Raw genomic sequence first — 11920 nt, forward strand, 5'->3', positions numbered from 1 at the left:
GGGATGTCGTTTCGACGGCATCCCGGACCTCAGGAAACACAACCATGCCAACACGCGTCAGGGAAAGCCGGGGCCAGGAAATGGTCCTGACGGCGGCGGTGGCCGTCGTCATCGTGCTGCTTTCGCTGCTGCCCATGCTGCGCCTCATCAAGGAGATCGTGGCACCTGGCGGCACGCTGTCGACCGTGGCCATTGCGGCCGGGCTGAGAAGCCCGGCAACCTGGATCGCGACATGGCATACGCTGGTCGTCGGCATCGGCGGCACCTTGCTTGCGGTGCTGTCGGGAACGCTGGTGGCGGTGCTGGTCTCGCTGACCGACATACGCGGCCGCAGCGCCCTGGTGCTCTGCTACGTCATGCCGCTGATGATCGCGCCGCAGGTCACGGCGCTGGCCTGGCTGCAACTGTTCGGCCCGGCAAGCCCATTCCTCAAGCTGTTCGGAGCGGCACCGCCGCTCGGCACGAAAAACCCGCTTTACTCGACGTCAGGCATCATTCTGCTGCTTGGCATCCAATATGGCCCGCTGGTGTTCCTGCTGGTGCGTGCCGGCCTGCGCAAGCTGCCGCGCGAACTGGTCGAGGCCGCGCGCGCCGGCGGCGCGGGCTGGTTCCCCGTGCTGGTCACCATCGTTCTGCCCTTGATGACGCCGTCGATCATGGCGGCCGCGGCACTCGCCTTCGTGTCCTGCGTCGGCAATTTCGGCATTCCGGCTTTCCTCGGCATTCCCGCCAACTACCTGGTGCTGCCGACCCTTATCTATCAGAAGCTGGCCGGCGGTGGTCCGGCCGTGCTCGGCGAGACCGCGTTCCTATCGGCTCTGATCGGCGTTATCGCCATGGCCGGCATTCTCGCCCAGGAGGTGATGAGCCGCCGCCGCGACTACCGTATCTCTTCGACATCGTTGCCGGCCGAACCCTACGAACTCGGTCGCTGGCGGCCTATTGTCCAGGCCTGCATGTGGCTGCTGATCGTGCTGGTGCTGTTCCTGCCGCTGTTCGGGCTGGTGCTGACCTCATTGGTACCGGGCTATGGCATCGCGCTCACCGCCAAGACGGTGACGCTCGACAATTATCGTTTCGTGCTGTTCGAGCATGACGCCGCCAACCGCGCCTTCTTCAACAGTTTCTGGCTGTCGATCGCGGCCGCATTCTTCGCGGTCGTGGTCGCCGTGCCGGTCGGCTATCTCATCGCCTGGGGCAGGCAGCGCTGGGTACGGCTGCTCAATCTGGCGGTCGAACTGCCCTATGCCTTGCCCGGCGTGGTGCTGGCGATCGCCTCGCTGCTGCTCTTCCTCAGGCCGATCCCACTGACCGGCATCCAACTCTACAACACGGTCTGGATCATCCTCTACGCCTACCTCGCCCGCTTCCTGGTGCTGGCGCTGCGGCCGACCATTAGCGGCTATCACCAGATCGACCGGGCGCTGGAGGAGGCCGCGCAGGTGGCGGGCGCCGGCCTGTTCACGCGCATGCGCACCATCATCTTTCCACTGGTCGCGCCTGCAGCGATCGCCGGTGGTCTGCTGATCTTCATGACGGCGCTCAGCGAACTCACCGTCTCGGCGCTGCTGTGGTCGTCAGGCTCCGAGACGATCGGCGTGGTGATGTTTTCCTTCGAACAGGGCGGCGATTCCAACTACGCGGCGGCGATGTCGGTCATCACGGTCGCGGTCACCTTCGTGCTGATGCTGGTGACCAATCTGCTTGCCCCCTACCTTCCCAGCGGAGTGCTGCCATGGCGCGACTGAGCCTGGACCATGTGACCAAGAGCTTCGCCAACTTCGAAGCCGTGAAGGACGTCTCGATCGACGTTGCCGACGGCGAGTTCCTGGCCGTGCTTGGACCGTCCGGCTGCGGCAAGACGACGTTGCTCAGGCTCGTCGCCGGATTCGAGAAAGTGACTTCGGGAGAGATCCGCATCGGCAGCGATGTCGTGTCGAGCAGCGTCGGCAGCGTCGCGCCGGAAAAGCGGCGCGTCGGCATCGTCTTCCAGAACTATGCGCTGTGGCCGCACATGACGGTGGCCGAGAATATCGGCTATTCGCTGAAGGTGGCGAAGCTCGACAAGACCGTCGCGCGCCAGAAGGTCGAGGACGCGCTGGCTCTGGTCAATTTGCAGGGACTGGGCCAGCGCAGGCCGGCCAATCTTTCCGGCGGTCAGCGCCAGCGCGTGGCGCTGGCGCGCTGTCTTGTCGCCGCACCGTCGCTGGTGCTGTTCGACGAGCCGCTCGCCAATCTCGACGTGCATCTGAGAGCCTCGATGGAGGACGAGTTCGCCGCCTTTCACAAGCGCACAGGCACGACCATCGTCTACATCACCCACGATCAGGCCGAGGCGATGTCGCTGGCCGACCGCATCGCGGTGATGGACCATGGCCGCGTGGCGCAACTGGCGACACCGCGTGAACTCTATCATGAGCCGGCAAATGAGATGGTCGCCTCCTTTGTCTCGCAAGGCATCCTGCTGCCGGCGGATGTCCTGACGGGCGAAGACGGCGGCCATTGCAAGGTCAGGGCTCTGGGAACCGAGCTGGTGGTCCGCTGCCGCCCCGGCGAGCGGCCGCGTGCGGGTGCCAAGATCTGCTGCCGGTCGGCCGACCTTGACGTCTCACCGCATGGGCCAGGCTTCGATGGCCTCGTCAAACGGGTGATCTACCAGGGTGGCGCCGCACGCATCGAATTCACCCCTGCCGCGGGGCCTGACCTCACCTTGCATTTCGAGCAGCCAGACCCGGTTACGCTGGAGAGTGGAGCCCAGGCACGCCTGCGCATAAGATCCGGCTGGCTGATCCCGGTGGGGACGGCCTCGTGATGATGCTCGATCTGCTTGGCGGCTTTGGGGAAAAGGGCCGCACCAGCCTCGCCGTCAGCAGCGGCGGCGACCGCATCCTGCTCGATATCGGCGTCAAGGTCGGCGCCTCCGGCGCGGAATATTATCCGGCGCTCGACGGTCGGGTCGACGACATCGATGCACTCTTCGTCTCGCACGCCCATGAGGATCATATCGGTGCGCTGAGTTGGCTGTTGTCGCGCGGCTATGCCGGCCCGATCTTCATGACGGCCGAGACGCGCGATGAGGCTGCGGCCACGCTTGCCGCCTATGCCGATCCGGGGGATTTCAAGCGCTTTCCGTTTCCAGCCAATCGCATCGAGCTCTTCGAACCCGGCGATACGCTGAAGAGTGGAAATCTCACGATCGGGACCGGGCGATCCGGGCATGTCGTGGGCGGCGTCTGGTTCGCCGTCGATGATGGCAAAAGCCGCGCCGCCTATTCCGCCGATGTCGTGCCGGACAGCAATGTGTTTGTCATGGACACGATCCCGCATTGCGATCTTCTGGTCTTCGATGCCTCCTACGGCGCCGATCCCGTGCCGGGGGCTGCGCGGGCGCAAGAAATTTCTGAATGGGTAGCGCGTCATCCGCGGGGATGTCTGCTGCCGACGCCGCTGTCGGGGCGGTCGCTGGAATTGATCGCGGCGCTGCCGGGCCCATTCGCCATCCATGCCGGCATGCGTTCGTCGCTGGCGGGGCAGATCGGGGCCACAGCGGCTTTGTTGCCGGGCGTTTCCGAGCACCTGCGTGCCCGCTTGGCGAGTGCTGCGGACTGGACCGATGCCGATCCCCTGCCGTCGCTGCCGTTGCTGGCCGATGACGGCATGGGCGAGGCCGGCCCGTCGTCGCGGCTGTTGCCGCGTGCCGACGATGCCGGGTTTCCCGTGCTGCTCACCGGACATTTGCCGGCAGGTTCTCCTGGCGATCTGCTGCACAGAGCCGGTCGGGCGGATTGGGTGCGCATGCCCACCCATCCAACGCTGTCGGGCAATGTCGAAATATGGGAGAAGGCAGGACGGCCTGAAGCGCTCGGCCATTCCTGCGTTGCCGATCTTCTCGATGACCTCAAAAGCCACATCCCGTCGCTGCGCACGCAATGCCGTACCGGCCAGCGCATCACGGTGCCGCAAGGAAGCAAAGAATGAGAATCCTGATCTGCAACGATGACGGCATCGAAGCGCCGGGACTTGCCCGTCTCGTCAACGCCGCCGGCGGGCTGAGCGACGATGTCTGGGTCGTCGCGCCCGATGGCAAGCGCACCGCCGCCGGCTCGTCGCTGACGATCGCGAGGCCGCTGACGATGCGGCGCGTCAAGCCGAACTGGTACTCCTGCTCCGGCACGCCGGCCGATTGCGTGGTCAGCGCGATGACGTGGCTGTTTGCCGACGCGAGGAAACCGGACCTGTTATTGGCGGGTGTCAATGACGGCCGCAACGTCGCCGAGGATCTCGCCTATTCCGGGACGCTCGGCATTGCCCGGGAGGCGACCTTCTGGGGCGTCCCGGCGATCGGCTTTTCGCGCGTGAAGAATCCTGAGTTCACCGATAGGGACGATCCATGGCTTGGCGCGCTGATCGCCTCGCTGTGGCAGTCGCGCGCCGGCTGGGCGACAGAAGGCCATTGGTTGAGCGTCAACCTGCCGACCGCGCTGCCGGCCGAGATCCGACAGCCACGCATCGGCCGTGACAAGATCGGCCGCACGGCCGAGATCGTGGAAAGCGATGGCGATCGCACCGTCATCACCGTGCCGCGCGGGCGCGCTCATGCGAGCGAGCCGGGCGACGAGAACGAGGCGATCGATACCGGATACGTCAGCATCAACAGGCTGAACTGGTTTGGCGAAACGCGGCTGGACGAACGGTTTGTAGGCGGGATTCTGGACTGATCTTCCTGTGTGCGACCATCCCGATCACCAAGCTGTCAGCGGCTAAACCGCGCCAATCCGATGCCTGTGCTTGAAGCCGCCGCTATTTCATTCCACATCGGGCGCAATGAACGGCAAGATACGAGAGTGGTTTCGCAATTGGCGATGGGCTTTGGCCGCATCGCTGATCCTGCATGCCTTGATCGGAGCGTTCTTGTTCTTTGGCGTGCCGAGATCCGAGCAGCAGACGGAACAGCAGGAACAACCCGTCAATGTCGCGATTGTGCCGCCGCCCGAGAAGCCCAAGCCCAAACCTGCTCCAAAGCCACCGGAGCTGACACCCGAAAAGAAGGCTGAAAAGCCGCCTGAACAAAAGCCGCCTCCGGAGCCCCCGAAACTGCCAGACGACCATGTTCTGAAGCGCGTCTTCCAGTACGGCCAGAAAGATACCGGGCCGGAGAAATCGCTCGACGGAAGCAGCGCTAAACCCAACACGCCGTCACCGGCCAAGGATGAGGCGGCGAAGCCGCCTATAACACCGACACCCGCGCCGACCCAGCCCGCCCCGGCCGCAACGCCACAGCAGAAGGCAGAGCCCAGCAAGCCTGACGAGAAGCCGGCCACCATTGCGCCGGAGGAAAAGCCCGCGCAAGGCGAGGAAAAGCAGGAGGCCGCCGCGCCGGACGCCAAACCTGCGCAAAGCGAGGAGAAGCAGGCGACCGAGGACGCTGACAAACAGCAGCCGGACAAACAGGAGCTCGCACCGCAACCCGCCGAAAAGCAAGCGGTTGTGACGCCAAAGCCATCGGCGGCTGAGACTGGTGCTAAGCCAGCGCCTCCAGCCTCAGCTGGAAAGGCAAAGCCTGCCAAGACGTTGACGTTCAAACCCGCCAGAGCCTTCAAAGCGCCGATCGGGAACGCTGGGAGGTCAAATCCCACCAACAACGATGTTGCAGGATCGCCAATCTATTCCGGCCTTCCGGGCGTCAGAAAGCTTTACTCGCAGGGAGCAACCGGCAATGCCTTCGCCACAAGTTCCATGGAGAATGTGCCGCGCGGTCAGCGTGTGGCCACCCTTTGCGGCAATGTTCTGAGCCAGGAACTGCAAAGTGCCGACTATTCGGTCAAATGGGTGCCAACCATTACGCTGGACAAAGGCAATGTTCTGAACCCTGGTCAAGCGGCCTTCAGCACCAGAAACACTTGGTACAATCTAAACTTCCGATGTGAAGTCGACCCCGATGCGACGAGGGTCCTATCCTTCAACTTCCGTGTGGGGTCATTAGTCCCGCCTGGTGAATGGGCCAGCCGTGGATTCACCAAGTATCCGCTGAATTAGGCCGGCACGCCAAGCAGGGACAATTGCCGGCTAATTTCTTGCCAGTCGGCGCAGACGAAATCGGCACCGGCAGCCGTCAGCCATAGCGGTGTGCTCGGCAACCGCGCCCTGGATGCCGACGGACCAATCCTCGATGACGATGCAGCCGGCCGGATTGGCACTCATCCCGGCGGCGAACTGGCTGATCTCAGGTCTTGCTGGATCGGATCGTGCGCAGCCGCTTATTGAGCCGCCACAGCGACTTGGCCAGGCTCCCCTGGGTGTGGTGATCCAAATCGACAAGCTGTCAGCGGCTATATGCGCAAATCCAGTGCTTATGCTTGAAGCCGCCGCTATTTCATTCCACATCGGTCAGGATGAAGGGCGAGACAGAAGAACGGCGTCGGTATCTGTTGTGGGGTATTTCCGCATCGCTGATCCTGCACGTGCTTGCCGCGGCACTCCTTGTGTATGGCCTGCCCGTTCCTCCCCAACAGCCGCGCGAGGAGCAGCCAGTCAATGTCGCGATCGTGCCTGCGCCCGATCAGCCAAAGCCGAAACCCGTTCCGCCGGCGCCAAAGCCACCGGAACCGAAGGTTGAAAAGCCACCTGAGCAGAAAGTTGAAAAACAACCTCCGCCGGAGAAGCAGTCTCAGAAGCCACCGCCAGGCGAGGTCCTGAAGCCTGTTTTTCAGTTCGGCGACAAGGATACCGGCCCGAGGAAATCCCTGGACGGGGCCAGCGCTCAGGAGAGTTCGCCGTCTCCGGCCAAGGATGACGATTCGAAGCCGCCTGTCGTGCCGAAGCCTGCAGACAGCCAACCTGTCACGCCGGCAGACTCCGAGCAGCAGGCCGCTTCAAGCGCCGAGATGGATAAACAACAGGCAGCCAAACAGCAGCCAGACAAGCAGGCGGCGCTCGACGCCGCCAAGCAACAGGGCGCGGCACCAGCGCCTTTGGCTGCCGATAGCGGCGGCGAGATCGAGCTTCCCACAACGGCCGAGGCACCAAAGCCCAAACCCGCAAATGCGCCGAAGCCCAGCCCTTCAAAGGCCTCGAAGTCTGCATCTCGGAACAACTCGGGCCTTCCGGGTGTTCGTAGGCTCTACTCGCAGGGCGCTACCGGCGATGCGTTGGCCACGACCGCGATGGGCGGGGTGCCTCGCGGTCAGCGTGCGGCCAAACTTTGCGCCAGCGCGTTGCAGCAGGAATTGCTGGATGCTTCCTATTTTCCCAAATGGGTACCATCTATTCCGTTGAAGGTGGGTAATATTCTAGACGCCCCGGATGTCGCTTTCAGCACGACAACCACATGGTACCATCTGGGCTTTCGGTGCGAGGTCGACACCGATGCGACGAGGGTCCTATCCTTCAACTTCCGCGTGGGGGCACTAATCCCGCCCAGCGAATGGGCCGGTCTTAGACTACCCAGTCCCTACTAGTGCGTTTCACCGCTTCATGGAAACGGCGAACTTCTCTAACTCTTTGTTTTGACGCAATTCCGGACGGAAAACCGCTCGCGCTTTTCTGGAATTTCTCTAGATCAGGCCGGCACGCCGAGCCCGGACAATTGCCGGCTAATTTCTTGCCAGTCCGCGCAGACGAAATCGGCACCGGCCGCCGTCAGCCGCGCGGCGTGGTCGGCATAGGTGTGGCCGCCGCCGGTGTAGCCGATCGCCTTCATGCCGGCGGCAACCGCGCCCTGGATGCCGAAGGGCGAATCCTCGATGACGATGCAGTCGGCCGGATCGGCGCCCATCCTGGCGGCGGCGAACAGGAAGATGTCGGGCGCCGGCTTGCCGTTCTTGACCATGGAGGAGCTGTAGATCGCCTCGCCGAAGAACTGCGCCAGCCCAGTGACGGCCAGGCTGTGGTTGATGCGCTCGATGGAGGATGACGAGGCGACGCAGCGGTCGCCCTCGATCGTTTCCAGAAACGCCGCGATTCCTGGCGTCGGCTTCAATTCCTCAGTGAACAGGATCTTGGTCTCGGACCAGATGTCGCCGTCGGCGGCAGCGGGAAACTGATGGCCGGTCAATTCCCTGATCCTGGCGATGATGTCGGACTGCTTCATGCCGACGCATTGGGCGATAATGCCGCCATGGACGCCGGGCATGCCGTGCCTTTCATAGACGCGTTCGTAGGCCCTGGCGGCCAGCGGCTCGCTGTCGACGAGAACACCGTCGCAATCGAAAATGATAGGCCTTGGTCGCGGCACGCGCTTGTCTCCTCACGTCAAATTCCGCACATCGCTATCGGCAAAAAGTCAAATGTTCAATAGTGCGATGTCTTGAGCGCGTTCTGGGGCTGAAACGGCGGGGCAGTCAAAGCTGGCGCAGCGCATCGCTTGCGCGGCCGGATCCGAGCGCCCGTTGCATGGCTTGCCGGGACTGAGCGCGGTCCGGCGTGATCCAGTTCGGCTCCGCACCCAGGAAGCGGTCGAGGAACGCCACCGCATAGGCCGGCATCTCGGTGACGTTTTCGCGATAGGACCACCAGGTGCGCAGATCGTCGGCGCATTTGTCGATGCTGGGCGCCTTGCCGAACTCCTGCTCATAGATCGCCGAAATCACCGAGACGCAGTAATTGGTGTAGAGAAAACCTTCCGGCCAGAAGCGGATGATTTCCAGCGTGCCGGCATTGTGATCCGTTTCGATGAGTTGCGCGAGGCCGGAGATTTCCCTGGCCGGCGCCTGTTTGATCAGCTCGCGCAGCACGAGGCCGGCGGCAAAGACGATGAAGTCGGCGCGGTCGATCGCGGCGAAGCGCTTCTGCGCTTCCATGATCTCGACCCAGTCGAGAAAAGCTCGGGTCAGCTTTGCCTCGTCGATCTCGAAACGCACGCCGAACGTGTCCGAGACCACCTTGGCGCTGCCGCGGAAAGTGGCGCGAAACCAGCGCAGCTGCCGCAAGCGGTGGCGCAGGTCGGGCATAAGGGCCAGTTCATCCCTGAAGGGCAGTTCCATTTCATGCATCCCGTTTGACGACAGGCTAGCACAGCCATGCCGCCGCCGAAATCGGCAGGCGGCCCTGTGGATGGCGTGGCGGAGGCCAATATCATACATATTGACATTCGCGGAAACAAATGTTCTCACTTTGCTGTTGTCGTGCGCCGGTCCAAGGTGCGGCTCAACATAGGCTTCGGGAGGAGAACCGAATGGCGATTTGGCAGTGGGGACTGCTTCTGCTGGTTATTGTGTGGGCGCTGCAGTCGCTCGGCGTCTGGCTGCAGATGCGGCACTATTCGGATGTCTTCCGGGGCGTCACCGACCAGTACAAGGATGGCTTCGTCGGAGCCGGCAATTTTCGCGGCCGGCTGGCCAAGGGCACCATCGCGCTCGTCGTGGTAACGCCCGACCTGATCGTGCGCCGCCTGATGGTGATGAGCGGCCGGTCCGTCTTCACCAAGTTCAAAAGACATGAAGAATTCGAGGGCGTTCCCCTCGATCGAGTCCGGTCCAACCCTGCGATCATGGGGGAGGGGGAACCCGGTGTGGCCGAGGCCGTGAAGCGGGCGATCGAACAGATCGACAAAGCACGGTCGGAGCCGGGGAAGAAGCCGGGCCTGGCCGGCTTGAACATAGCTAGGGCTTAGAGAACGCCGCGCACCGACTGGGATAACCGGCGGGCGGCATAAGGAGGAGAAATGTCTGTATTTTCGTTGTTGGCGCAGCATGCCGACATGGCCGTGCACAATCTGCATGTCGCAGGTGCCATGGTCTCGGATGCCGCATTGCATGGCAAGCTCGCCGTCGAGCATGCTTCCGACCATCTCGTTGTCCTTGCGCAAGCAGACAGCGGACCCATAACCGTCGATCAGTTCAAGGAAAAGCTGAAGGAAGTCCAGCAGGAAGAGCAGCTCGGCTGGCTGACCGCCATCGGCAAGTACTTCATCGGCATCTTCCAGAAGGGCGGCGAAGTGTTCGCCGGCTTCGTCACCGGCATCATTCCGACGCTGGTGGTGCTGATGACCGCCTTCTACGCCGTCACCGAACTGGTCGGCGAAGAGCGCGTGCATGGCCTGGCGCGCGGCGCCGGCAGGATTGCCTTGACCCGCTATACGCTGCTGCCGCTGCTTGCGGTGTTCTTCCTCACCAATCCGATGGCCTACACGTTCGGATCGTTCCTGGAAGAAAAGCACAAGCCGGCCTTCTATGACGCGGCCGTGTCCTACGTGCATCCGCCGCTTGGCCTGTTCCCGCACATCAATCCGGGCGAATATTTCGTCTGGGGCGGCATTCTCGTAGCTCTGCTCGAGCTCGAGAAGAAGGGCGTTGTCGTCGCCGGTTACCACGTCAAGGTGGCGATCTGGTACGCCATTGTCGGCCTCGTCGTCATCCTGCTCAAGGGCATGCTGACCGAGCGCATCACCACCATCATGGCACGCCGCCAGGGCGTCGAGCTGTAAGGGCGGGGAGGACATCATGGACAGGACATTCAAAGCCGTAAAGATCTCGCGGGGCAACACAGGCTGGGGTGGCCCGCTCGTCATTGAGCCGACCGCGCAGCGCGACAAGGTCGTCTCCGTCACCGGCGGCGGCATCCATCCCGTCGCCCAACTCATCGCCGACATGACCGGCGCCACGGCCGTCGATGGCTTCAAGGCGCCGCCAATCGAAGGCGAGATGGCGGTGGTCGTCGTCGATTGCGGCGGCACCGCACGCTGCGGCGTCTATCCGCGCAAGCGCATCCCGACCGTCAATCTGACGCCGGTCGGCCAGGCTGGGCCGCTCGCCCAGTTCATCACGGAGGACATCTACGTTTCGGGCGTGAAGCCGGCCAACGTCACAATGGCGGACGGGTCCGAGGCGGTCACCACTGCGGGGGGAGCAGCATCGATGAGTTCAAGCAATAACACTGCTGCCGCGGCGCCACAGCCGCTGCCGAGCGAAGGCGGGCTGATCGGCCTGATCAGCTCGATCGGCCGCGTCATGGGCCGGGTGGTCGGCATCTTCTTCAATTCCGGCCGCCGCACGATCGACCAGGTGGTGCGCAACGTGCTGCCGTTCATGGCCTTCGTGACCATGCTCATCGGCCTGATCCTCTACACCGGCATCGGTGATGTGCTCGCCCAGCCGATGGGGCCGCTGGCCAACAACATTGTCGGCCTGCTGATCATCTCGGCCATTTGCGGCCTGCCATTCCTGTCGCCCATCCTGGGGCCGGGCGCCGTCATCGCGCAGGTCATCGGCGTGGCCATCATCGGCCCGCAGATCGCCAACGGCACGATTTCGCCGGCGATGGCTCTCCCGGCGCTGTTTGCCTACAATACCCAGGTGGGCTGCGACTTCGTCCCCGTCGGCCTGGCGCTCGGTGAGGCCAAGCCGAAGACGATCGAAATCGGCGTGCCGGCGGTGCTCATCAGCCGCCAGATCATGGGCCCCGTATCCGTGCTGATCGCATGGGTCGTCAGCCTGATCGTGTTCTAAGGAAATAAGAGAATGAGGTTCGCCACATGTCGGTTCTGCTGAGAACACGGGTCACTTCCATCGGGCCCGAAGTGGCGGATCTTGCCGAAGGGGGCGTGGTCATCCTGTTTGCGGATGGCTCGCCGCCGGAGCTTGCCGAGGTTTCGGTGCTTCACAAGACGGAGCTTGGACCCAGCGACGGCGCGCCGCAAAAGGGCGCGTCGATCACCCTTGGTCCGGTTTCCGCCGTCATAACCGCCGTCGGCTCCAGCGCATGGAGCAAGGTGCTCGAGATGGGCCATGTCGTCATCTCGTTCAATGGCGCCACCGAGGCCGAAAGGCCCGGCGAGATCTGCGCATCGCAGGTCGATGCCCAGGCGCTCGTGGCCGCCCTGAAGACGGACGCGATCATCACCATCGCCGCGTGAAGCATTCGCGCCGCGACCCATCTGGTTTCGGCTCCAGAGCAATTCCAGGAAAAGTGTGAAACGGTCTTC

Annotated in this window: 12 protein-coding genes; 10 read left to right on the forward strand and 2 right to left on the reverse strand. The window is 63.3% G+C overall.

Annotation, left to right across the window (positions count from 1 at the left end; genetic code table 11):
* Window positions 1-44: 44 nt before the first annotated feature.
* The 6 genes from D3242_RS10665 (at window position 45) to D3242_RS10695 (ending at window position 7457) form a co-directional block, all read left to right on the forward strand.
* Window positions 45-1748 carry an ABC transporter permease gene (locus D3242_RS10665; protein ID WP_064981042.1) on the forward strand — a complete coding sequence of 568 codons (1704 nt, stop codon included), beginning with the start codon at window positions 45-47 and terminating at the stop codon, window positions 1746-1748.
* Window positions 1736-2812, forward strand: coding sequence for an ABC transporter ATP-binding protein (locus D3242_RS10670; RefSeq protein ID WP_064981041.1), 1077 nt, complete (start codon window positions 1736-1738; stop codon window positions 2810-2812). The genes D3242_RS10665 and D3242_RS10670 overlap by 13 nt, the downstream gene beginning before the upstream one ends.
* Window positions 2812-3978 carry an MBL fold metallo-hydrolase gene (locus D3242_RS10675; protein ID WP_019861524.1) on the forward strand — a complete coding sequence of 389 codons (1167 nt, stop codon included), beginning with the start codon at window positions 2812-2814 and terminating at the stop codon, window positions 3976-3978. The genes D3242_RS10670 and D3242_RS10675 overlap by 1 nt, the downstream gene beginning before the upstream one ends.
* On the forward strand, window positions 3975-4718 hold the full coding sequence (locus D3242_RS10680) for a 5'/3'-nucleotidase SurE (protein WP_019861523.1): 744 nt from the start codon (window positions 3975-3977) through the stop codon (window positions 4716-4718). The genes D3242_RS10675 and D3242_RS10680 overlap by 4 nt, the downstream gene beginning before the upstream one ends.
* A 106-nt stretch (window positions 4719-4824) precedes the next feature.
* A complete protein-coding gene (locus D3242_RS10685) occupies window positions 4825-6036 on the forward strand; it encodes a DUF930 domain-containing protein (protein WP_064981040.1) in 1212 nt (403 codons plus the stop codon).
* Window positions 6037-6392: 356 nt separating this feature from the next.
* Entirely contained in the window at window positions 6393-7457 is a 1065-nt protein-coding gene (locus D3242_RS10695) for a DUF930 domain-containing protein (protein WP_064981039.1), read from the forward strand.
* Between the two features lie 101 nt (window positions 7458-7558).
* Here the strand turns inward: D3242_RS10695 and D3242_RS10700 are convergent, their stop codons facing one another.
* Window positions 7559-8233, reverse strand: coding sequence for an HAD family hydrolase (locus tag D3242_RS10700; protein ID WP_064981038.1), 675 nt, complete (start codon window positions 8231-8233; stop codon window positions 7559-7561).
* A gap of 106 nt (window positions 8234-8339) precedes the next feature.
* Complete coding sequence (locus D3242_RS10705; RefSeq protein WP_038653435.1) at window positions 8340-8981, reverse strand: hypothetical protein; 642 nt, start codon at window positions 8979-8981, stop codon at window positions 8340-8342.
* A 191-nt stretch (window positions 8982-9172) separates the two neighbouring features.
* On the opposite strand from D3242_RS10705, the gene D3242_RS10710 reads away from it, so the two are divergent.
* Genes D3242_RS10710 through D3242_RS10725 form a run of 4 tightly spaced genes read left to right on the forward strand, consistent with a single transcriptional unit; the run spans window position 9173 to window position 11851 of the window.
* Window positions 9173-9610 (forward strand): transcriptional regulator GutM, encoded by a 438-nt coding sequence (locus D3242_RS10710; protein ID WP_027047457.1) that lies wholly within the window; start codon window positions 9173-9175, stop codon window positions 9608-9610.
* A gap of 51 nt (window positions 9611-9661) precedes the next feature.
* Window positions 9662-10423: a PTS glucitol/sorbitol transporter subunit IIC gene (srlA, locus tag D3242_RS10715; protein ID WP_027047456.1), complete on the forward strand. Its 762-nt coding sequence runs from the start codon at window positions 9662-9664 to the stop codon at window positions 10421-10423.
* A gap of 16 nt (window positions 10424-10439) precedes the next feature.
* A complete protein-coding gene (gene srlE, locus D3242_RS10720) occupies window positions 10440-11444 on the forward strand; it encodes a PTS glucitol/sorbitol transporter subunit IIB (protein ID WP_038650011.1) in 1005 nt (334 codons plus the stop codon).
* Between the two features lie 26 nt (window positions 11445-11470).
* Window positions 11471-11851, forward strand: coding sequence for a PTS glucitol/sorbitol transporter subunit IIA (locus D3242_RS10725; protein ID WP_010911815.1), 381 nt, complete (start codon window positions 11471-11473; stop codon window positions 11849-11851).
* The last annotated feature ends 69 nt before the right edge of the window (window positions 11852-11920 follow it).

The organism is Mesorhizobium jarvisii (genome assembly GCF_003601985.1).
In the GTDB taxonomy this organism is placed as follows: domain Bacteria; phylum Pseudomonadota; class Alphaproteobacteria; order Rhizobiales; family Rhizobiaceae; genus Mesorhizobium; species Mesorhizobium jarvisii.